Below are 22,821 nucleotides of genomic sequence, written 5' to 3' on the forward strand. Positions count from 1 at the left end.
ACTAACTCCGAGTGGCGTTAGTCATTTTTATTTAATGGGGTTATGACTAAATTTTACTTTTGATCTGCTCTAATAATTCTCTCAATAAAATGAATTTGCTTAAAGTAATAGTTTAAGTTCCTTATTTATTAATACCCAAGATTTTATTCATTCGATTACAGATAGTATTTTGAGCTTTTAAGTTTAATTTTCTACGAATACTAAAATGAATAAAAATAATTCAAGAAGAAATTTTGTGAAAAAATCTGCTGCTTTAGCGGCTAGTGTACCTACAATATTGGCTCCTACAGGGGTGTTTGCAGCTAAACCTGAAACTAAACAAAATGATGATGGTAAGATGGATGTAATTCGTTTTGCAGTTGCATCTGATGGGCATTTTGGTGAAAAGGGAACAGCTTATAAAATGTACTATAGGAATATAGTTGCTTGGTTAAATGCCGAAGCTGAAAATGAAGGATTAGATTTTTGCGTGTTTAACGGTGACATCATTCACGATGACCCCAAACTTCTCAAAGAGGCCAACGCCTATTTTAAAGAGCTTAAAATACCTTATTATGCCACTCAGGGTAATCATGACAAAGTAAGTGAAGATTTGTGGAAGGAAGTATTCAACATACCATTTAATTACAGTTTTGAAAAAGGGAATAGTGGTTTTATACTTTGCACCACTTCAAATGAAAAAGGGGAATATTTATGCGCAGATGCCGATTTTGTAAAAGAGAAATTGGAATTATATAAGAGCAAAAAATCAGTATTTGTGTTTCTACATATCTCACACAAGAAATGGGTGGATAATGGCATAGATTGTAAAGAGATTACCGATATGCTAGAATCATACGAAAATGTTGCATGCATCTTTCATGGGCACGATCACGACCACCATGAAGCAATGTATTCTGGAGGTAAAACTTATTTATTTGATGGGCATTTTGGTGGTAGTTGGGGACAAGAATATAAAGGCTACAGAATAGTAGAAGTTAGAGGAGGTACTGAAGTTTATACATACCAGTGTAATCCGCTGGCTAGAGGAATACAAAACAACAATAAGGTTAACCTCTAGGAAAAGATCAACCCAGACATTATCTAGAAGATGTCTGGGTTGATTTTATAATTCTATTCGTCATTTCAAAAATTAGCTCTCCGCCTTCCATAATTTGCTCATGAGTAATTGAATGACCTTCTACTTTCTTTCCATTTAGTGTTACCGATTGGACATAGACGTTTTCATCAGATTGATTTAGCGCTCTGATAATAAAGGTTTTATCTTCTGGTAAAGAAATTTCTGCATATTGAACAATGGGTGAACCCAACTCATACACCCCACCTACAGGATTAACAGGATAAAAACCTAAAGCACTAAATATATACCAAGCAGACATTTGACCACAATCTTCATTTCCTATAATACCTTCGGGAGATGGTTTATAGAACTCCTTCATAATCTGTCTTACTTTTTCTTGTGTCTTTTCAGGTTTATCTATAAAGTTATACAAATAAGCTATATGGTGGCTCGGCTCATTTCCATGCACATATTGCCCTATAAAACCAGACATATCTGAGATTTCTTTACTTAACTCCTCTGGAGCTGAAGTTGTAAAAAGTGAATCTAATTTTCTTTCAAAAGCATCCTTCCCACCCATCAGGTTTATTAAGCCATCTATATCATGCGGAACATACCAAGTATACTGCCATGCATTTCCTTCTGTATAATCGTTATTTTCTGCCGAACCAAGTAAAGATTCTTTCTCTTTCCAAGTGCCATCTTCGAGCTTTGGTCGCATAAAATTGCTTCCTTTATCAAATACATTCTTATAATACAGCGCTCTTTCATCAAAGATTCTTTGAGCGGCAGTATCAGAAAAATTTTCGGCCATTCTGGCTATGCTCCAGTCGTCAAAAGCATATTCGAGTGTTTTAGAAACCGATTCTTTTTGTTTATCAGCAGGAATATATTTGAACTCTTTATAAAATGGTAATCCTTCTGCATCACTGTTGGCTGTATTTTTCATGGCTCTTAATGCCATTAAACCATTAAAATCATTAATTCCTTTTAACCAAGCATCTGCAATTACCGGGGTAGAGTGGTAGCCAATCATGGTATTGGTTTCATTTCCCCATAGTGCCCATTCAGGTAGTGTAGAATCTGGATTGTTTTCATAAAAACTCAGCAAAGATTCTATAAAATCATCAGTTTTTTGCTGTTGAAAAATTGTAAATAGGGGATGAGCTGCTCTAAAAGTATCCCAAAGTGAAAAAGTATAATATTTATCGTAGCCTTCTGCTTTTACTATTTGATTGTTAACTGCTCTAAATTTACCATCGGCATCGCTGTATAAATTGGGAGATTGCATTAAATGATATAATGCTGTATAAAAATTGGTTTTTACTTGAATGTCGGGAGTTCGGATATATATTTTTTCTAATTCCGAATTCCACATTTTTTTTGACTCTTGAACTATAGCTTCAAAATCCCAATTCGTGATCTCATTTTCTAAATTGTTTAATGCAGCCTCCTCACTTACAGACGAGATACCCACTTTTAGCAGAATGGGTAATTTTTCGGTATTTTCAAAATGAAAAGAACCAGTACAATTTTTAGTATTAACTTCGTTTGTTCCTCTATTTAAAATGCCATTTCTAACAAGGTTAAATCGATCGAATTTTTTCGAAAACTTTGCTGCAAAAAATACCTTTTGATCTTTTGCCCAACCTTTAGAGAATCTATAGCCAACTACCGTAGATGAATCATTTTCAACATACATGTATGAATCTGTAGCTTCATCATCATTTACAGACCAACCAAGATCTATAAGTACAGTAGCAGAGTCGCCTTTCGGAAAAGTATAGCTATGTAAACCAGCTCTTTTGGTACTGGTCATTTCAGCAAATATTTCTGATTGGTCAAACTTTACAGAGTAATAACCAGGTGATGCTTGTTCATTTGCATGGGAGTAGGTAGATAAAAAGCTTTGCATAAAACCTCTACCTTGACCGGTTGTATCGTTTACAACATCTCTTAAAGTTGGCATTACCAAAATATCGAGCATGTCTCCAATACCAGTACCACTTAAATGCGTATGACTAAAGCCAACTATTTGAGGTTTAGAATAATGGTAACCAGAACTCCAATCCCAACCTTCCCATCCATTATCTGGACTTAATTGCACCATGGAAAAAGGCAAAGATGCTCCCGGATAAGTATGTCCGTGGCCATCTGTACCAATAAATGGATTTACATATTTGCTTAAATTCTCCTCTTTTTCTCTCTTCTTTCCTGAATCACACGCAGAGAATATCAGGAATAGCACACAAAAAAAAATACCCTTATTCATGGGGTGAAATTAAATAATTAAAGATTTTAATTAAACCTTATAATTTTTTTTTAAAGATTATCAGCCTTCGCGAACAGGGAATTACAAAAAAGTTGCTCTAGTTTATGGGTAGTTTAATGGTGAAAGTACTTCCTTTACCAGAAGTTGAAGTTACATCTATTGAGCCTTTTAGCTTCTCCAGTGTTTCTTTCACTATGTAAAGTCCTAAACCAGAACCATTTTTACCAACATCACCTACTCTAAAAAACATTTTAAAAATTTCGTCGAGATATTCTTCCGCAATTCCAATACCGTTATCTTCAACTATCACAAAAATAAATTCATCGGTTAATTCTGCACCAATATTTATATATGAGTCAGTTTTACGAGTATTGCTGTATCTGATTGCATTAGATAATACATTTCCAAAAATGACAGAGAGTCTTCTGTGGTCAGAAATGATGTTAAAATCTTCGCTGATATTATTATTAATACTAATCTCTTCTTTTACATTACCAAAGTAAAACTGAGAGATTTGCTGGGTCATTAAATCTTTTAGATTGATATTTTCTTTTTCAACTTCTTGTCTGTTGTTTCTGGAATAATCCATAATATCTTGGATAAAAGCATCCAGTTTACCCAAACTTTGGTTTTGAAGATCGAGGTATTGCTGTATTTTTTGCAGATTGGTTTCTTCTTTTGCTAAATCAACAAGTCCCATAGTAGAAGCAATTGGTGCTCTTAAATCATGAGAAACTCTATACACGAAATTATCCATTTCTGTATTTAGCTTGTTTAGCTCATTATTATTCGTTTCAAGTTGTTGATTGTATATAAGCGTTTTACTTAGAAGTGCACTAATTTCTTCTTCCTTTCTCTTTTTATCAGTTATATCTGTAATCTTTAACAGCGTGATTTTCTCATTGAGATAAGGAATGTTTTTAGAAACTACCAAGCCCCAGAAATGCTCATTTTTATTCGATTTTAGCAATAGCTCTTTGCTAATTTCTTCGTCCTTGGTAGATTTTAAAGATTTTAATTGACTTCTTAGATTCACTTCAAAATCGTTGCTTGATTTACCAATTATCTCTTCTTTGCTTTCAAAATCAAACAAGGTTACCGATCTGTCATTACAATCTAATATGGTTGAATTTTCAGAATCTACTATAAACAAAGCATCACTAGACTCATTAAAAACAGAAGTAAAAAGTGCTAATGTTTTTTGCAGTTTTTCTTGAGTATTTAAATTAAGAGTAATGTCTCTTCCAACAGCCTGAATTTCTGTAATTTTATTGCCAGCTCCTAAAATTCCATAAAACTCCCATTCAATTACGGCAATATGTTCTTGCGATAAGAATATTCTAAGATTTACAGTTTTTATTTTTCCAGGATTGTTTAAGCAAAAGTTTATCGCTTCTTTACAGATATTTCTGTCTTCGTTGTAAATTATCTGAAACAATTCTTTTTGAAGTAATTCAGATTCTCTGAAACGAAACTTACTTAAAAAGCTATAGTTGGCAAATGTGTATTTACCATCAGGATCGATCCTGATTAAGAAGTTATTTTGAGATTGTAAAAGAGAATTTAATCTAGATTCTTTATTTAAAAGTTCTGTTTGACTTTTTAAGATAGTGGCACTTAATAAATGTGTCTGCTCAATTAAGTCTTTTATTTTATGCTGATGTTTTTTTACTTCAGAGATATCATTAATCTGAAGAATATAACACTGCTCATTTTCGTACTGATACTCGGTATATTTAACGCCAACATAAATAAGGTTTTCATCTAAATGCTTGTGCTCATCTAAAGAGAAAAGGAACTCAGGGTCTTCTTTTTTTGGTTTTTTACTTAGTAAGTTATAAAAACTTAAACCAGCCATTCCCATTTTATAACCATACAATTCACTAGCATTTTGATTAGCATATAAGATATTTAGCTTCTTGTCGAGTAAAATTAAAGGGACAGGCGATTCTTGTATAATTGCATCTAGATTAGTTTTAATAATTTTATATTGCTCATTATGGTGATTATTCATTAACATGTGATATTTTTATTTAGCACTTGTGATCGTTTATAGTTCAACTTCAACAATAGAATACTAGCAATAGTGCCATATATTAGTTAAATATAAATATAGGAAGAATAGTTCAAAATAATACCCTTTAAAATTGTATTTTTTTAAGCTTATGTTGAAAATATAGAATTTGTTTTCCATTGATTGTAGTTATTTACAATATTGAGATTGTACAATTCTTAGGAAGCCTTGCCATAGATAAACGTATTATTGATTTAAAACATTTGTTGTGAAGTGTCAATCAAATGCAAAAATTAACTTCTATTTAATATATTTCTAATAAGAATATTTATTGGTTTTGAAAAGACACGGAAAATATTACCAAAGAATTCAAGCTATACAAAAGCTACAATATTCTCGACTTATAAGATTAATCCAGACACCCATTGGAATTACTGTGGTAGTGGGTTTGTTTTTGATTATTATTATCTCTGTTTTAGATATTCGATACCTCGAAACTTCAAATGGCAAAGACATTCTTATAGAAGCGCATGGTTTACTTTTTGACATCTTCGTGTTTGGTGTGCTCTTGGCATATCTCAATAAATTTTTGGAGAAGAAACAAAAATCTGAGCGCTATCAAGAAGAAATTGATGATTTTAGAGGTTGGGAAGAAAAAGAAGCCAAGTATAGAATTGTAGGTAACATTAAGAGACTTAACAAAATCGGTTATGGCAGAATAAACCTTTCAAACTGCTATTTGGCTCATGCCGATTTACATCAGGCAAATTTGGTTAAAGCTAATCTCAAAGGTGTAGATTTAAGTTATGCAGATTTGCGAAATGCAGACCTAAGTTATTCCAATTTAAGCGATGCAGATTTAAGTGGTGCCGATCTCTCAAATGCTTTGTTAAGAGGAGTAAACTTGTCGAATGCTAAATTGAATAACACCAATCTTAGTCGAACTAGTTTATGGAGAGCTAAACTTATAGGTACCGAGCTATCGGGTGCTAAGCTTAAAAAGACTAATTTGATGGAAACAGATTTAACCAATGCAAAACTCTCTGAAGCATTTTTTGAAGATGTAAATCTAGACCATGCAGAGATGGATAAAGATTTAAGAAAAGCTATAAAGGAAGCTAAGCAAAGTTTACCAGATTCTGGTATTTAACCTGTCAATCACTTCTTAAATAATTGAGTGCAGAAACTTTTTCTAGGGAGTTAACTAACTGGTATTTACCATGAAGTTCAAGATGGGCAATTTTACCAGGAGTACCGTTTCTGTATTTTAGAGATTTAATATCCAACTGAGCTACTTCTCCTTTTTTGAAAGGTACACCAAACTCATCTTCTTTATCTTCTACAAAGTTGTAGTTAAGCAAACCTAATACTGTGTTTGCATCCTGCTCTAAATCGCCACCTTCTCTAAGCATATCTGCATGTAAATCACCAATTCTACTAGCACGAGCTTCTCTGTTAAACTGCGCACCAAGTATTACCGGAATCTGCAATGGAACAGCAATTTTGTTAAGTATGGTGTTTGAAATTTGCTTAATTACTTCGTAGCCTTTTACCGATTGGTTAACCGGAATTTTTTGAATATAGTCGATGTAAACCGCTCCTGTTCTATCTTTTACATATTGTGCTTTTACCGCTTCGGCAAGTTCAATATCATTTAGGTTAAAGCTGAAAATATTTAATCTCTTGGTATTGATTAAATCGCCCAGTTTTCTCTTGGCATTTTCAACATCTTGGTTGTATTCTTTTTTACCTGCTTGGTATTTTCTAAGATAATTGAGGCCAGCTTCAAACCTAAATTCTTCAAAAAGAATTCTATTGAGAATTTTAAGCATGAGGTATTTTGCAGGTTCCTCATAGGTAAAAAAGAAAAACTCTTTTTTCGGGTAAAGCTTAATCATGTTGTAAAACATGTTGAGCATTAAGCTGGTTTTACCATGCGAAGGTCTTGCCGCAATCAATGTAATTGCAGATTGTGGTATTCTGATGATCTGATCTAAAGAATCGATTCCAGTTCTTAAATCGTCTGGTTCTTTAGCAGTTTCTTCTAGAAATTCATTAAAGCTATAAGGCTTTACTTTTTCTCTAATTTCTGCACTGGTATAATGAGAAAGGTATTTCTCCAGATGAGTTTTCGCTTCTGTCAACTTGCCATCTCTCAGCTTTCTACCAGCTTCCAGAGTAACTTGTTGTAGGGCTTTGGTTTCATCTTCAACCTGTTGGTTGTATCTCAGTTTTGCAGCAGCTTCTTCAATGGTAAGTCGAGAGATATCAGAATGCTCTCCATGACTTTTCATGAAAACATCTATAAAGCGACCACGAATTAACTGGTTCTTAATTAAAGCAGCATAATGTGCCACTTGCTCAATATATTTTTCTTGTTGTATTGTACTGAGAAACTGGGCATTTTTACCTGCAATTTCATCGATGATATACAGGTTTAACCAAATGTGCAAAGGGTTAGCATTTTCAATAATTTTTTTGAAAGATGCAGTTCCTTGTGCTTTTATATAGTCGTTGGGATCTTTTAAACCTTCTGGTAATTCTGCAACCAGAATATTTAAATGTTCGCTTTCGGGGTAGGAGAGCAGTTTTTCAATAGCTTTATAAGTAGCTATTTTTCCTGCCGAATCTCCATCAAAAGCAATAATTAAATCTTTTTCTTTTGCTTGAATAATGGAATCTGCCTGATACTTAGACAAGTCACTTCCATTAATAGATGCTGCCCTACCAATTTCTCTAGCTTCTATTAGCTTTGAGTCAATTTGACCTTCGACCAAAATTAGTGGTTCTGCAAATTTTTGATTGGTATTAGTATGGTTAAAAAGTTGTTTTGACTTTTCGAAACCAGTGGTATATCTATATCGATCTCCTTTGTTATTAGGTTCTATATTTCTAAGTATAAAACCAGATGTTCTCCCTAATTGATCTCCAGTTGGAATCGCCAGATTGTAACGGTCATCAGCATTAAAAGATGATAGCACTGAGTTAATAACAGGTTTATCGAATCCTTTTCTTTGCAAATAAGCATCACATCTTTCTTTACCAGGATAATAACCAAACCCAGTAAAGTCTATATCATCATCAGAGAATCCTCTTTCTTCTTTTAAATATTTGAGATGATCTTTAGCCGCTGCATCATGTTGTAACAAGTAATGGAAAAAGCTTTCTAACTCTTGCCAAATATCTCTGGCTTTTGCACGAGTTTTAGCTTGCTCTCTTATTTCTGGAGTTTCATTATACGAATTTGGCGGAAGGGTTACTCCTGCAAACTCGGCTAAAAATTTTACGGCTTCTATCCACTCTTTTGCATCTCTTTCGCATATGTAAGAAGCCAAATTTCTGCTTGGAGCAGAAGCTTTATAACTTTTTAAGATACCCGGTCTGTTTTCATAAATATAAACCGAGGCTCCCGAACTACCTTCTGTACCATCGGTTTTAAGCAGGTTATTTTTGGCACTTTGCCAATACTTCTGCCTGAACTGCAAATCGAATTCTGGTAAAAGTACATCCAGCCTGTTGTAAACAACCGGATAAATCTCCAATTCTAGAAAATCGTTGAGATCCTGCATAAAAAAATTATGGTATTGAGTGTAGTTTAAACTTAAATATAGGAAATGATGCTCATTTTCCGGCTAAATATGGTTCAAATTTGCTGCATTTTTATTGAGATTGCTAAAAATCGGAGAAAATTTAAAAAAAGAGGAAGCCTAATGTGTAGACTTCCTCATATATATCTTAAATAAATTCAGCAGAATTACTTAGCTGCGTTACCAAATTTGTACTGGAAACCAAGTGCTAAAGCTTGTGCTAGCTGAATTTGATCGTCTTGATCGTAGTCGTATAACAAGTTAAGAGTTAAACTGGTGTTGATGTATTTTGTAACACTAGCAGTTATAATTGCATCTAATCTATGGTCAATTTTATCTCCTGAAAACTCTTCGTAGTTAGCATACATTAAATATCTTAATTTCAAGTTCAGATTTTCTGAAACATCTTTGTTTAGTTCAGAAAGTAATTGGAATGCCAACCATTCTTGTCTTACATGACTTCCATCTTCAACACCGTAATTACTGGTTTCTGGGTTATCTAAAATATCATCGTCAGTAACAAATGTAAAACGAGGAGCAAAAGGTGAAAGCCTTACATAAAAGAAATCTACAGGTTTGTATTCCATACCCCAAGCGAAGGTTAAAAAGCCTGGCGCCATAAAGTTCGAGATAAGCGTTTTGGTTTCATCACCTGTTACTGCATCTTCTCCATATTCATAACCCTTTGTAAACTGAGTTAGAAAATTCATAGAACCAAAAATACTCCACTTAGAGTCAGATAATTTATGACCAACTTTGGTATCAAAGTAGATACGGTCGGCACTTTTTCTAGTACTTTGTCCCTCGTTATTTACAACACCATATTGTAATTCGAAAGCATTATCCCAAGTGGTTTTGTTTCTTGCATAATTAGCACGTGTACTAAATAAACCACCGAATGAAATAGAGTTTACTCCACCAGCTTTCCAGTTAGAACTGAAAGCCGCCTGATTAAAATTTAAACTGATACTTGTGCCTTTAACCCAGTAAGTTGTATCAGTAGTTGCAGTAGTATTTGTTTGTCCGAAACTGTTGAGAGAGAATCCTATTAGTGTGACAAAAAATAGCTGTTTTAGTTTCAATGTCATCTTCTGTAGATTATTAAGTAAAAAAAAAGCAAAGAAAGGTTATACTTGTTAATTTTCCATACTAATCAAAAGCATATTCTGCTAAATAAGCATTTTACAGGTTTAATTAAAACATTTGCAGGTTTACTTATGATTAATTATTAAGTAGATAATTGTTTTGTGCGATAATTTCTGTACCAGAGATTTAAGATGACTCCCGCAATAGAAATTACCATGCCCAAATATACCGCCCAATCGTAAGTTTCCTTAAAAAATATATAACCATAAGAAAGTGCAAAGAAGATGCTGAGGTATCTTAGAATTGTTACTTTAGAAATAGCTTCTAGTTGTAAAGATTTGGTCATGAAAAACTGGGCAATTTGGGTTACAATTCCTACTAATATTAACATCAATAAATCGCTACCAGTAGGTGGAACCCACTCAACAAAGTAGCAATAAATTCCGGTAATTGGAGCTGTGATCAGAGGGAAATAGAATATGATAACTAGAGGATGTTCTGTAATGTTTAACTTCCTTATAAAATTATATGCAAGACCAGAAAATAGTGATGCAACTAGACCTATAACAAAATACCACCATTTTACTCGAGGGTCAAAACCTTCTACCATGTAGATGCCTATAAAGGCCAAAGAAAAAAATACCCATTGCATTTTAAAGACTTTTTCTTTGGCAATAAAAATCCCAAGAACTGTAGCAAATACAGGTGCCATAAAACCAAGGGTAACAGCACTGGCAAATGGAATTGCTTGCAAAGTTGTAAAGTAAAGTATGAGCGCAATTGAACCAGTAATTCCTCTTAGTATCAAATACTTTTTATTGTTTCCCCAAATGCTTACCTTCTGGTATCGAAGCATAGCCACACTCATGGTTAGAGAAACAATAGACCTAAAGAAAACGATTTGGGTTGCCGGTATATGGGAGATGAGTTTAACTAGTAAACCCATAGTTGAAAAGAAGAAAATTGCCAACAGCATGTACCAGACTCCACGAGAAAATATCAAAGCAAAAGTTTTTGTAAATACTTGTAATTTATTGGGCAGAAAAAATGCCTTTAGTATTTAAGAATAACCTCTTAAATATTGAAAGGTTCCTGTTTTGATTAATATTTTAGTACCTTGAAATTAAATTTGAAATTAACCTCAATCGAGGAAATATTTGAAATAATCATAAACTAATAGATCCAGTTAAAATGAAAAAAGTATTAGTACTAACAGGAGGAGGAGATTGTCCCGGATTAAATGCTGTAATTAGAGGAATTGTTAAAAGAGCTTTGCAAGAAGAAGACTGGCAGGTTTTCGGAAGTATAGAGGCTTACAATGGTGTGTTAAATTATCCCGAAGAAATAATTCCATTAGATAATAAAGCAATTGCAGGTATACATGTAAAAGGTGGTACCATTTTAAAAACTACTACTAAAGGTGGTCCATTTAGCTGGCCAGTACAAGATGAAGATGGCTCGTGGACGGCAGTTGACAGGTCTGATGAAATGATTAAGAAACTAAAAACAATGGGCTTCGATGCTGTAATCTCAATTGGAGGTGATGGTTCTCAAAGAATAAGTCATGCTTTGTTCGAAAAAGGATTACCTATTATTGGAGTACCTAAAACTATAGATAATGATCTTTCTTCAACTGATTATACTTTTGGTTTCCAAACGGCAGTACAAGAAGCAAGTGAAGCAATAGATAAATTAGTTACTACAGCAGAAAGCCACCACAGAGTAATGATCTTAGAAGTGATGGGTAGAAGCGCAGGATGGATTGCATTGCATGCAGCCATTTCTTCTGGTGCTGAGGTATGTTTAATTCCAGAGATTCCGTACGATATTAAAAAAGTACAAGAAAGAATAGAGAAGAGGTATAACTGTGGGAAAGGTTTTGCCGTGGTAGTTGTGGCTGAGGGTGCTATGCCTAAAGAAGGAACCATAGTAGCCAGAGCAAGTGACGAAGTAGGTTATGAGAATTTGAGATTAGGAGGGGTTGCTTATACACTTTCTGCCGAACTAAAAGCCTCTGGTTGCACAGCAGATATTAGAGAAATGGTATTAGGGCATTTACAAAGAGGAGGTACACCTGTTGCTTTCGATAGAGTTTTAGCAACACAATACGGAGTGAAAGCTTTTGAAATGGTATTGAATGGTGATTTCGGCCAAATGGTAGCTTTTAAAAATAACCAAATTACTCAGGTATCTTTACTAGAAGCAACTAAGTCTTACAATTTTGTCGATTTAGATTCTTACCTATTAAAAACAGCCAAAGGAGTAGGCATTTCATTCGGAGAATAAACTCAAGCAATTTCTTTGGGTTTCTCTAAACTATAAGTAATTGCTCTGAGATGTTCAGTTAATATTTTCCGATTTTTAAGGTGTGCAATAGAATGATAAGGAACCACCTCACCAATATTGATTTTAATTTCCTTTCCAATTTTGTTGCATGCCTCATTTATTAGTAGAGACAATCTCAAAGTTTGGCTAAACTGGCTTACCCACTGAAACAGTCTGCTATTTTGCCCATGAAAAAAGACAGGGAGCACATCTGCATTCGCCTGATGGATTAAAGTAGCGGTAAAAGTTTTCCACTCAAAATCTCTTGCTTTTCCTGTGTATCCATGAGTAGTAGATACACCTCCTGCCGGAAATAAAATTATTGTTCCATTATTTTTTAAATGCTCCAAAGCAGCTTTTCTCGATTGCAGGTTTTTTTGTAATGCTTCTTTTGTTTCTGCAAAATCTATGGGTAATAAATATGGATTTATCTCATCTGCTTGGCAGAGCATACTGTTTGTCAAAATCTTAAAGTCAGGTCTAATCTGTTCTATCAAATAACAGATAATTATTCCATCTAAAATACCAAAGGGATGATTGGCAATCACGACTAAAGCCTTTTTCTGAGTAAAGCTTTCTAATGCAAAATCATTATAATTCAAATCAATTTCCAAAGCTTGTAAACTCGCCTTCCAAAAGTTCCAACAATTTTGTTTAATAAATAGTTGTGCCTTTGCATAGCGATTTGCTAATACTTTCTTACCAGAAAACCATTCTAATAAACGAATTAAACCCTTCTTTATCAGGGGATCATTATGATCAGTATATGAAAAATGAGGTTGCGTTTTCATCATACTTAAAATTATTTAAACTGCTATCAATTTACAGGTTTTGAATTTTAGCATTTTGTGAATTTTTTTACTTTATAAGTAGTGACTTTTAAAATAATGTGTGTCTTACCATCATAACATATAAATCAGATTAATTGAATGAACAAAGAAGTAAAAGAAAGGAATAAAGCTTTAAAGTCTCTTGTCAGATATATCAAAAAGGTAATCAATAGAATTATGAGCCTGGCTGATGATACTGACGTAGAAGGAACAATCAGTGGTATCAAGGGGGGTATCGTTTTAGAAGGATCTAACCTTTGGATTCTGATATGTTCAACCTTTATTGCATGTATCGGTTTAGATACAAACTCGCCAGCGGTTATTATCGGTGCGATGCTTATTTCTCCCTTAATGTCTCCAATCTTGGGAATTGGTTTATCTGTCGGTATTAACGATAGAGATAGTTTAATGAAATCGCTAAGAAACTTTGCTGTAGCAATTTCATTATCATTAATGGTAAGTATTGTTTACTTTACCTTTACTCCTTTTGGTAATTTTACCGATGAAATGAAAGCCAGAATTACCCCAACTGCATTGGATGCTTTGGTTGCGCTATTTGGTGGTTTGGCAGGTATTATTGCAGGTTCAAGAACAAACAAAACCAACGCTATACCGGGTGTGGCTATCGCTACAGCTTTAATGCCTCCGTTATGTACATCTGGTTTTGGTCTGGCAACTGGAAGGGGCGATGTATTCTTTGGAGCTTTTTACTTGTTCTTTATAAACGCAGTATTAATTAGTATTTCAACATATGTAATTGTTAGAATTCTTAAATTCCCTCAGGTTGAAATTCTTGACCCAGTTGTGGCAAAAAGAGCAACCATGTATGGATATATATTTCTTACTTTATTAATGATACCAAGTTTTATATTCTTGATGTCGTCATTAAAAAATATAACAGAAAGCAATGTGCTAAAGTCGTTTATTCAAGACAACATTCACGATGATGTGGAGAAAGGAGCACAGTGGACCTATCGGGCAGATAATGATAGTACGGGTACGCTCAAAGTCTATTACTTTGGCTCTTACATTGCACCAGACTCTGTAGGCAGGTTACAATTTAAGTTGGTTAAACAAATGAAAGAAAGTCTACTTTTAAGATTTTCGGTTCCAGACTCATTGGGTATCGAACTTACTCCAACCGATGCACCACCTGACGAAGAAAGAAAACAGTTATCTGAAGAGATGACAGAATTGAGATTGAAAGTATTGGCAATGGAGCAAGTTCAAAATAATGATATGGAGAAAAAAACTACTGCGGTTGATAGTCTTAAAAATGAGTTAACTAAAGTAATGTCTGACAGTTTGCCTTTTAATGAAATTTCGGATGAACTTAAAGCGATATTTCCTGAAGTAGAAAAATTCGCTATTGCCAGAACCAATCAAACATCATTTGATTCTTTAGGCAAAAAACAAGTAGTTACTGCCTTAGTAAAATGGGATAAATCTGTTTACAGGGCCTACGATAAGAAGCAAAAGCAAGATAGAATAGAAAAATTCCTTGAAGTAAAGCTTAAAAGGAAAGAGGTTGAGGTAGTATCTTATTGATAATTTTCTACAACATCTGCTCAGGTAATAGACATATAATGTCAATATTTTTAACATTAATTGTTAATTATATTGACATTTAATTATTTAATTTCGTATCTTCGAATATACATTCAGAGATAATCAAATATTACAACAAAAATTAGCAATGAGGGAGGCATTTTTTTAGTCAAACCCTTGTTTAATTTTAATAAAAATTTCTGTAGTTGTCAGATTTTTTAAAGGAGCAGAAATGAAAAATTTCAGGATTACTTTACCAGTAGTAAATTACAAAAAGAAACCTGTAAGTGTTGGAGTTACAGGTAAACGAGCTTATGTTGAATACAATGATGGAAAAAACTTTTTCATCTTGAACAATCGCTGGTTAATGTTTCTGGCGTTGTTAATTATCTATTTGAATTGGTATTCGGATAACCCACCAGAACAGGTAACCAAGGTTTATCATATCTACCAGAACGAACCGGAGCAAAAACTAACTGCAGAAGAGGTTTTTGAAAACGAAGACTTTTTATTGGCTTCTAATAATGAGAGCAATTCTAAAGATCAGCTTAGAAAGCGATTTTTACTCGAAAAACAAAAATTGATTTTTAGTTATACCACTAAAGCAGGTGTAAGTAGAACAGATCAATTAAGTGCTAAAGAGTTGCTTACTCTAAACAGGCAAATTAGCGAGCTTTTCCAAAACATGATTTTGGGAAATGTGAAACCTGCTAGCCATGTTTATCATTTCTTTACAGATACAGCAGACCTTAACAAGCTGGAAACTGCACTAATGGAACAGGCAAAATTTCATGTGCCAGCATCCATAACCTTGGCGCAAGCTGCGCTCGAAACTTCTTATGGAAGAAGAATAATCCACAACAATTATTTCGGTATAAAAGACAAAACAGGTAAAACCTCTAAAAGCACTACTACCGAATATTATACCGCCGAAGAAGCAAAAAAGAATGCACATAAAATCATCAACAAAAAACTAATAAAAAGTAATGGCAAGACTTATTACAAATGTTTAGTAAAAGACAACTTTGAAGCTTACAGATCTCCTTGGGCTTCGTTTAGAGCGCACTCAATATTTTTAGCTTCAAATAGCAGGTATTATAAGCTTTTTACTGGTGGTAAAAACTACGAAGCTTGGGCAGATAAAATTGGATCGAGTAAACATGGTGGGGTAGGTTATGCTACATCTCCACTTTATGGGAACCTATTGAAAAGCATTATTTCTCGCTATCACCTAGATTTATTAGATCATTAAAATTTTAGAAATATCTTAAACTAGAGATTTCATTCTTTTAGATCGAATCTGACAGTATTTATAATATTTAGTTATTCCTTAATTTCCATCGCAATTTATGTAAATTAGAGTATTGTTGTATATGCTCATTTACACCTGCGATGGAAATTTACATTTTGGCAGATTACGCCGAAAAACAAATACTTTGCGTTACTTCCAGCTTTGATAAACTTTCAAAGGACTTAAATCAACGGCTCAATAAAACTGGCCACCCTGCTCTTATTCCCGGTATATTAAAAGGAGAATTGCAAAATACCAGTCAGGTAGAAATTAAGGCAGGCAAACACTTATATGCAGTTACCGTCCGACTATTGGAATAAAACTCCGTCTGTAAATCAAATTTTGCTTATCTATTGGTAGATTTTTATTTTTAGACATATTTCATTAAAAATATGCATGAAACCAGAAGGATATTTTTCATTAGAAACTTTTACGGATGGAATTTTCTTTTCTGGTTATCGCTCTGTTTTGCAGCTTTCTTTAACGATTTACATCTGAATCAACTGCAAAGCAAAACCTATCCTTTTCAACAGCTCATATATTATCCTTTAAGCTATTATCTTTCTAGTTGGCTATTAAGTTTTTTGGTAATTCGACTATACTTAAGCACCCGATCGTGGGGTAAAGGTTTGTTTATATTTGCTCATTTGCTGTTTGCTTGCTTTTTCGTATTTACAGCCAAGTTTTTTAGTGGAGTAAATGCAGTTTTACTCGAAAGGCTATTTCTAGAAAAAGAAACTTACCAATGGGCAGAACTCTATGGTATCACTTTGAGTAGTTGGTGGGATTTGTACCAAGGATTTTTGTATTATGTAATTTTTGTGGCAGGCTTACTTGGCTTAGATATTTATGGAAGATACAAAAACCAGTTCGATTGGTCAGCAGAGTTGGAATCGAAGTTGGTAAAAAACCAATTGCAAACGCTAAAAATGCAATTGAAACCTCACTTTCTCTTTAATGCATTAAATACCATTGCGATGATGGTAAGAAGACAAAGTAACGATAAAGCCGTGGAGATGATTTCGGGTTTGAGTGATATGTTGCGAAGTTCGCTAAGTAGTGAAAATCGACAATTTGTGAGTTTGGATGAAGAGCTTCAATTGTTAAAAAAATATCTGGCAATAGAAGAAGTGAGGTATCAAGACAGGTTGAGTATTGAGTTTGATATTGACGAAGATACCAAGATTTGTAAAGTGCCTAATCTAATATTACAACCTATTGTCGAGAATGCATTTAAACATGGCATCGCATCTAGTATTGGCGAAGAACTTATTCGAATATCAATCAAAAAGCACGAAAGCGATATAGTATTAGATGTATTTAACACGGGTTCTACATTGCCACCAGAATGGACAATGGTAAGTAGCAATGGTATTGGTGTTGCCAATACAGCACATCGCCTAAGACAATTGTACAAAGGAGGTTTTAAGTTTCAGGTTTCAGATGATGCCGGAGGAGTTTTAGTAAGAATTATTCTACCATTTCAAATAGTTAAATAATGGATGAGATTGCAGTAATAATTGTAGATGATGAAAAAGAAGCAAGAGAAGGTGTTGCCCTTTTGCTAGAAAAAGATAAAGAAATTAATGTAAAAGCCCTTTGCAAAAATGGACTCGAAGCCATAAAGGCAGTACAAGAACACCAACCAGAATTAATGTTTCTGGATATTCAGATGCCTTCTATTAATGGTTTTGAAGTGTTGAGTAGTTTAAGTGAAGCCAATTTGCCAGAAGTTATTTTCATCACCGCTTTCGATCAGTATTCGCTAAAAGCATTTGAAAACCACGCGGTAGATTATTTACTAAAACCCTTTACCGACGACCGCTTTTTTAAAGCTTTGGAGTTTGCCAAGAAAAGAATTTATGCTAACAGAAAAAACAAAGAAAATTCTAATCTAACAGGTCTACTTGGAGATATTAAAGAAAAAGCTACGAATAATTCACCTCAACAAATTGTACCAGAAGGCGGTAGTAATAATAAAATCATCAATAACAGATTGGTAATTAAGGCCGATGGTAAAATTTATTTTGTAGATCTTTCGCAAATAATCTGGGTACAGGCTTACGATTATTATGTAAAAATTCATGTGAAAGAACGCTTTTATCTGGTGAGAGAGAGTATGAAAAAGATGGAGCAGTTCTTACCATCTGAACAGTTTATAAGAGTGCACAAATCGAGTATTATCAATTTGCATCATGTAGTGGAGTTAGAACCTTATTTTAACAATGAGTTTGTGGCTACAATGAGTAATGGCGGAAAAATTAAAACCAGCAGAAACTACAGAGATAATTTGAGTGGCATTTTATAGTCTATGCGATTTTGTGAAATAATTCTACAACCTTGGTGATTGTGCACTACGTTTTTATTTTTTTGATTTGTTGCATCTACATTACTAGTAATAATAATTCAATATCATAAGTAACTGGTTTACAGTATACTAAAATAGTTATTCCCCTATATCTTACTTCTTAAAAAAAGACTTTCGGCTCTGGCATAAATCTTTTATAGCTTATGTAGAAATGATTTCGGAAATATATCCAAGCTGGGGTTACATAAGCATATTGTGTAATTCTGGTTTTGGATATTCAGAAAATATATAACTATGAGCAATCAACCAGAATTAAACCAACACAACACATTTGTACTACATATTATCAATGAAATTCTTACCGAGGCAAATTCAAGTAGCCACGAAGAATTTGAGAAAAACGAACAACTAAAAGAAAGAATCTATTCTCAACTGCAAGAAGTTGGGCAAGCTTCTTATGAAATCCTGAATATGCCAGATGTGGAATTAGAAAACAGAAACATCTACGAGAATTTGGCAAATTTTAGAAATGCCAGATACAATCAGGAAACAGAGCTTGACCATAACTTAATCTGGGGAGTGATTACCAACGATTTACCTGAAATTGAAATAATGTTGGAGAGGAGTATAGAGCCAGTTGAGAATGAATAACAATTAACCAATTACAACACATAAACCATAATAAACCAAATAATCCCACAAGCTAAATAATGAAGACATTTAAACGAATAGACTATAGTAGTAAAATTCTCTTCATTGTGGTTGTGGTAATTTTAGCCTTGTTCTTTTTAAAGGCACTGCTAGCGCCGATATTTTTTTCAGCTTTTATAGCAGTATTATTATTACCAATTTGCGATAAACTAGAATCATGGAAAGTAAGTAGAGTACTTTCCATTGTTCTGGTTTTAGTAACTATCACCCTAACAATTTTGCTGTTGTTTTATCTGTTTTCAGCGCAGATCAACAGTTTCTTGAACGATTTCCCCAACATAGAAAGCAAGATTCAAGAAGACTTTAACCATTTGCTCGATACAGTTAGTAATTGGTTTGGTATTTCTCAATCTGAACAAGAAAACTATCTTAAGAAAATTAGCTCCAATTTTATGTCATCTGGTGGAAGGTATGCGACCAGAGCATTGGGAGTAACTTCGGATGTAATCTCATTTTTAGGAATGGTACCAATTTACTGTTTCTTAATTCTGCTTTACAGAGATAAATTTATCAAAGGATTTCTACAGTTTTTCTCCAAAGAAAAGCATAAGGAAATCGACAATATGCTCGTGCAAATGAAAGATACCATCCAATCTTATTTCTTTGGATTAATGAAGGTAGTGGGAATTATTGCTGTTTTAAACACTGTCGGTTTATTATTATTAGGGATAAAATATGCGGTATTTCTTGCCTTGTTTTCAGCTTTGCTAACTGTTTTACCTTATGTAGGTGTAGTAGTAGGGGGCTTGCTTCCAGTAATGGTGGCTTTGGTCACAAAAGATTCTATTTGGTATGCAGCCGGAGTTGTAGGTATTTATTGGCTAGTGCAGTTTCTCGAAGGGAATTACATTACACCAAAAGTGGTGGGTTCAGAAGTAAAACTCAATGCAATGGCTGTAATTTTTGGCTTATTGGCATTTGGTCAGTTATGGGGATTAATCGGTTTAATACTAGCAGTACCAAGTATGGCAGTAATCAAACTAGTTTGCTCACATTTCGATAGTTTACAAGGTGTTGCTACCATTTTAGGGAAAGATTAAACCACCTGAATTTGCACACAGATGGTTTAAAAATATATTCAATTATGAATATCAATTAATATCGAATAACTCTCCAATGTTGGTCGAAATACCAATTCTAATTCCAAAATCTTTATATTCCATATCTTCAAAAGAGGCAATAGCTTCTACTCTAAAAAATCTAAAGATGTTATCTAAACTATAACCCACTTCCATATAATGTGGAGAAGCATCTGTTTTAAGATAATTAAATAAGATGTTTTCTTTTAATCCCGCCAGTCTTACTTCGAAAATTTGAGTTAATAAAAACTTTCGGAACTGATAGAACATTGTACTTCCCACATATTGATCTTGTGTACTATAGTAATAGTAGTCGAGCAAGCGATAGCTATTTACCGGATCAGATGTTTGTAAAACAGTTTGGTTTCCTGCAAAATGTTTAAAGTCTATAAAAGAAAGGCTATTATTATTCAAGAATTTTCCGGCAAAAGCATTTACATCTAATCTACCTCTTACCCCAATTCTTACACGATGCTTAAAGCCAACTTCTAGTAAATCGTAATCAACATCACTACCAAAAACCTCATTAATACCTTTTTTATAACTCAACCTAAACAAAGGCGATGAGTTAGGAATAAGCCTGCGTTTTCCATTGCGCATTACATATTTAAGAAATGGCAAATACTCTAAATCTGTATGGAAAATAAACGCTTCGTGATCTGGGAAACTCGTATCTAATAAATCGAAATTAGGGGGATTATTAGGAGTATAAACTCTGTCGTCTTTATCGAAGTAAGTATGGTCTGTATTGTTGAATAACTGATAGCGTCTTGCCCATTCAACACCATATTTAATAACCAATCCTTCTTTTAGCTTTTGAAAATGAGTCGCTTTTACATAGTCTTTTTCAAAGATTTTCATGTAATTCCTTTCCCATAGCAAAGTAGAAAAAGCATTGATAATCGGATGGATAGGTTGCTCCTCATTTAACTGATTGATGTATCTTCCTCCTTCAATTACAAGCTGTCCTTCTTCTGCTTTTCTTTTATATTGATAGGTACCAGTTATTTTTCCATTAACTTTTTCTCTGGCAAAAGAATATCTGCCACGAGCTTCAAAGTTTAGGCGCTTATAGTTTTCGAAACGTGTTCTTAACTCTAAAGGAACTTCAAAAACATAACCTTCTACGGTATTAAAATTAACAGTGGTTAAAGGAGATTTATATTCTAATCTGGTTTTGTCGCTTAGTTTAAAAGTGGTGCCAAGTAAAATATCTTCCGGATGGAAATTACCTTTCCGCTTAGACTTCCTTTTATCGCCAGTGCTGGTGGTATCTTTGGCAGCGGTTTCTTCGGCTACTGCTATGCTATCTAGCTTCTCGTAGCTCTTTTTTTCCATTTCTGTTAATGGAACAGGACGTGCTGTTTCCCAAAAAGATTCATCTTTGCCTGCTAGAGAGTCTATGGTCATACTGTAATTAGATACAATTTCAACATTGCTGGTATCCATTTCAGACTCTGCTTCGTCTAGCTGCTTCTCATAATCTTTTAAAACTTTTTTGAGCTCTTTACGGGTAAATTTCTTTTGTTCTTTTAAAGCTACATCTGGTTCTTCTTCTGCTCTTTTAGATAATTCTTCTTCTTTTGCCAGTGCTGCAACAAGTTCCTTTTCCGTTTTTTCATCAATTACTTCAATCTCGGTATCTTCTAAATCTGGGTTAAGCGTAATTTCATAATCACTCACTGTTGCCAGGTATTTATACTCGAATTCGATACCGAAAATTTTTCCCGTAACATCAAACTTGTGGCTAAGTGGCAGCCAAACTTTTTCTTCAATCGGGCCATAAATTTGGTCTATATGGAAAAGGATACCTTGCTTATAAGTTTTAAGGCTTAAGCTGTGTATGCTCCAAAGATCATCTACAATAAAAATATATCCCGCGAAAACATCGTCGCCCTTAGATCTGGGGATTACTTTAATTTTGTTTATGTCGTAATCTCTATCGCGAAAGGTTCCGACATATTCAAACCTATAATAAGCAAAAGCTCTTGGCGAAAGTGGCGAGATAGCAGAAGCAATTTTCGGTTCATAAAAACTGCCAGTAATATAACCGTTTGGGCTGGTAGAATTATCATCGCCAGTTTTTCTAATAGAAATTACTTTTTCCTTTACAGTATTTGGTCTTTCGTAAGAAACCTCACTGATAGATTCCGAAGTAAAAGTGGTGGTGGTATCTATGCCTTCATCTTCAATGGCTTTTCTCAAAAAGAAAGGATAGTCTTTTAAACGGCCACTACCTTTTACATATACTCTACAATTGTAGGAATCTACTTGCAGGGTATGAAATTTACTCTTTGCGATTGCCTTACGCATAATAGCATAAGCGGGGTCTTCTTTGTTCGATTTTATGAGTACTTCTTTAAGCTCGATTATCTGAGTTTGCATAGTCACATCGATTACTTGGAAGTCGCTGGCAATCTCTACTTTCTTTTGTACAGCTTCGTAACCTAAATATTGAAAAAGCACATCGTAAGTACCCGGTTTTAATTTGTATTGATATTCACCTTCCATATTGGTACTGGTACCAGTTTCTAATTGTTTAATGTATATGGTAGTGAATGGAAGTGGTGCACCTTCGGAATCTGTTACCTTTCCTTTTATACCCTGTGCATTTGTAAGTGAGACTGAAAAAACTAGGATTGAGAGTAAAAATAGATATTTCATATAGTAAAATTAGGGCTTATAGCAGTTGTGCTTTCACCGAAAATTT

General features: G+C 34.0%; 17 protein-coding genes. 10 read left to right on the plus strand and 7 right to left on the minus strand.

The genetic code is table 11. From position 1 onward, the window contains the following. The first annotated feature begins 205 nt into the window (after window positions 1-205). Window positions 206-1,060 (plus strand): metallophosphoesterase family protein, encoded by an 855-nt coding sequence (locus OQ292_RS32880; protein WP_284688356.1) that lies wholly within the window; start codon window positions 206-208, stop codon window positions 1,058-1,060. A 19-nt stretch (window positions 1,061-1,079) separates the two neighbouring features. Here OQ292_RS32880 and OQ292_RS32885 read toward each other — a convergent pair whose 3' ends face one another. Together OQ292_RS32885 and OQ292_RS32890 are read right to left on the minus strand one after the other, a co-directional pair. Continuing rightward, window positions 1,080-3,332, minus strand: a complete 2,253-nt coding sequence (locus OQ292_RS32885; protein ID WP_284688357.1) for a GH92 family glycosyl hydrolase — start codon at window positions 3,330-3,332, stop codon at window positions 1,080-1,082. Window positions 3,333-3,429: 97 nt separating this feature from the next. Continuing rightward, window positions 3,430-5,346, minus strand: a complete 1,917-nt coding sequence (locus OQ292_RS32890) for an ATP-binding protein (RefSeq protein WP_284688358.1) — start codon at window positions 5,344-5,346, stop codon at window positions 3,430-3,432. A 337-nt stretch (window positions 5,347-5,683) separates the two neighbouring features. Here OQ292_RS32890 and OQ292_RS32895 point away from each other — a divergent pair, with 337 nt between their 5' ends. Next, window positions 5,684-6,496: a pentapeptide repeat-containing protein gene (locus OQ292_RS32895; protein ID WP_284688359.1), complete on the plus strand. Its 813-nt coding sequence runs from the start codon at window positions 5,684-5,686 to the stop codon at window positions 6,494-6,496. A gap of 4 nt (window positions 6,497-6,500) precedes the next feature. Here OQ292_RS32895 and OQ292_RS32900 read toward each other — a convergent pair whose 3' ends face one another. From OQ292_RS32900 to OQ292_RS32910, 3 genes are all read right to left on the minus strand, one after another. Further along, window positions 6,501-8,915 carry a DnaB-like helicase C-terminal domain-containing protein gene (locus tag OQ292_RS32900; protein WP_284688360.1) on the minus strand — a complete coding sequence of 805 codons (2,415 nt, stop codon included), beginning with the start codon at window positions 8,913-8,915 and terminating at the stop codon, window positions 6,501-6,503. 185 nt (window positions 8,916-9,100) lie between these two features. Further along, the gene (locus tag OQ292_RS32905) at window positions 9,101-10,021 is read right to left on the minus strand and encodes a DUF3078 domain-containing protein (RefSeq protein WP_284688361.1); all 921 of its coding nucleotides are present in this window, start codon (window positions 10,019-10,021) and stop codon (window positions 9,101-9,103) included. 140 nt (window positions 10,022-10,161) lie between these two features. Continuing rightward, a complete protein-coding gene (locus tag OQ292_RS32910) occupies window positions 10,162-11,022 on the minus strand; it encodes a DMT family transporter (protein ID WP_348970695.1) in 861 nt (286 codons plus the stop codon). 188 nt (window positions 11,023-11,210) lie between these two features. Between OQ292_RS32910 and OQ292_RS32915 the strand changes: the two genes are divergently transcribed. Then, entirely contained in the window at window positions 11,211-12,305 is a 1,095-nt protein-coding gene (locus OQ292_RS32915; RefSeq protein ID WP_284688362.1) for a 6-phosphofructokinase, read from the plus strand. Window positions 12,306-12,307: 2 nt separating this feature from the next. On the opposite strand, the gene OQ292_RS32920 is transcribed toward OQ292_RS32915, so the two are convergent. Beyond that, window positions 12,308-13,138 carry a lysophospholipid acyltransferase family protein gene (locus tag OQ292_RS32920; RefSeq protein ID WP_284688363.1) on the minus strand — a complete coding sequence of 277 codons (831 nt, stop codon included), beginning with the start codon at window positions 13,136-13,138 and terminating at the stop codon, window positions 12,308-12,310. 135 nt (window positions 13,139-13,273) lie between these two features. On the opposite strand from OQ292_RS32920, the gene OQ292_RS32925 reads away from it, so the two are divergent. From OQ292_RS32925 to OQ292_RS32955, 7 genes are all read left to right on the plus strand, one after another. Beyond that, entirely contained in the window at window positions 13,274-14,722 is a 1,449-nt protein-coding gene (locus OQ292_RS32925) for a DUF389 domain-containing protein (RefSeq protein WP_284688364.1), read from the plus strand. Between the two features lie 232 nt (window positions 14,723-14,954). Next, window positions 14,955-15,974 (plus strand): glycoside hydrolase family 73 protein, encoded by a 1,020-nt coding sequence (locus OQ292_RS32930; protein WP_284688365.1) that lies wholly within the window; start codon window positions 14,955-14,957, stop codon window positions 15,972-15,974. 140 nt (window positions 15,975-16,114) lie between these two features. Continuing rightward, complete coding sequence (locus OQ292_RS32935) at window positions 16,115-16,333, plus strand: hypothetical protein (protein WP_284688366.1); 219 nt, start codon at window positions 16,115-16,117, stop codon at window positions 16,331-16,333. Between the two features lie 72 nt (window positions 16,334-16,405). Then, the gene (locus tag OQ292_RS32940; RefSeq protein ID WP_284688367.1) at window positions 16,406-17,512 is read left to right on the plus strand and encodes a sensor histidine kinase; all 1,107 of its coding nucleotides are present in this window, start codon (window positions 16,406-16,408) and stop codon (window positions 17,510-17,512) included. Beyond that, window positions 17,512-18,321, plus strand: a complete 810-nt coding sequence (locus OQ292_RS32945; RefSeq protein WP_284688368.1) for a LytR/AlgR family response regulator transcription factor — start codon at window positions 17,512-17,514, stop codon at window positions 18,319-18,321. The genes OQ292_RS32940 and OQ292_RS32945 overlap by 1 nt, the downstream gene beginning before the upstream one ends. Window positions 18,322-18,615: 294 nt before the next feature. Next, window positions 18,616-18,972 (plus strand): HepT-like ribonuclease domain-containing protein, encoded by a 357-nt coding sequence (locus OQ292_RS32950; protein ID WP_284688369.1) that lies wholly within the window; start codon window positions 18,616-18,618, stop codon window positions 18,970-18,972. A gap of 59 nt (window positions 18,973-19,031) precedes the next feature. Further along, a complete protein-coding gene (locus OQ292_RS32955) occupies window positions 19,032-20,072 on the plus strand; it encodes an AI-2E family transporter (RefSeq protein WP_284688370.1) in 1,041 nt (346 codons plus the stop codon). 51 nt (window positions 20,073-20,123) lie between these two features. Here the strand turns inward: OQ292_RS32955 and OQ292_RS32960 are convergent, their stop codons facing one another. Then, entirely contained in the window at window positions 20,124-22,775 is a 2,652-nt protein-coding gene (locus tag OQ292_RS32960; RefSeq protein WP_284688371.1) for a DUF5686 and carboxypeptidase regulatory-like domain-containing protein, read from the minus strand. Window positions 22,776-22,821 lie beyond the last annotated feature (46 nt).

This window comes from Chondrinema litorale (assembly GCF_026250525.1).
Lineage (GTDB): Bacteria > Bacteroidota > Bacteroidia > Cytophagales > Flammeovirgaceae > Chondrinema > Chondrinema litorale.

Bases quoted from the DNA above. Each gene is read 5' to 3' on its own strand.
- OQ292_RS32925 (WP_284688364.1), top strand. From the start codon at position 13,274: ATGAACAAAGAAGTAAAAGAAAGGAATAAAGCTTTAAAGTCTCTTGTC.
- OQ292_RS32955 (WP_284688370.1), top strand. From the start codon at position 19,032: ATGAAGACATTTAAACGAATAGACTATAGTAGTAAAATTCTCTTCATT.
- OQ292_RS32950 (WP_284688369.1), top strand. From the start codon at position 18,616: ATGAGCAATCAACCAGAATTAAACCAACACAACACATTTGTACTACAT.
- OQ292_RS32915 (WP_284688362.1), top strand. From the start codon at position 11,211: ATGAAAAAAGTATTAGTACTAACAGGAGGAGGAGATTGTCCCGGATTA.
- OQ292_RS32960 (WP_284688371.1), bottom strand. From the start codon at position 22,775: ATGAAATATCTATTTTTACTCTCAATCCTAGTTTTTTCAGTCTCACTT.
- OQ292_RS32890 (WP_284688358.1), bottom strand. From the start codon at position 5,346: ATGAATAATCACCATAATGAGCAATATAAAATTATTAAAACTAATCTA.
- OQ292_RS32885 (WP_284688357.1), bottom strand. From the start codon at position 3,332: ATGAATAAGGGTATTTTTTTTTGTGTGCTATTCCTGATATTCTCTGCG.
- OQ292_RS32930 (WP_284688365.1), top strand. From the start codon at position 14,955: ATGAAAAATTTCAGGATTACTTTACCAGTAGTAAATTACAAAAAGAAA.
- OQ292_RS32940 (WP_284688367.1), top strand. From the start codon at position 16,406: ATGCATGAAACCAGAAGGATATTTTTCATTAGAAACTTTTACGGATGG.
- OQ292_RS32880 (WP_284688356.1), top strand. From the start codon at position 206: ATGAATAAAAATAATTCAAGAAGAAATTTTGTGAAAAAATCTGCTGCT.
- OQ292_RS32920 (WP_284688363.1), bottom strand. From the start codon at position 13,138: ATGATGAAAACGCAACCTCATTTTTCATATACTGATCATAATGATCCC.
- OQ292_RS32900 (WP_284688360.1), bottom strand. From the start codon at position 8,915: ATGCAGGATCTCAACGATTTTCTAGAATTGGAGATTTATCCGGTTGTT.
- OQ292_RS32935 (WP_284688366.1), top strand. From the start codon at position 16,115: ATGGAAATTTACATTTTGGCAGATTACGCCGAAAAACAAATACTTTGC.
- OQ292_RS32945 (WP_284688368.1), top strand. From the start codon at position 17,512: ATGGATGAGATTGCAGTAATAATTGTAGATGATGAAAAAGAAGCAAGA.
- OQ292_RS32905 (WP_284688361.1), bottom strand. From the start codon at position 10,021: ATGACATTGAAACTAAAACAGCTATTTTTTGTCACACTAATAGGATTC.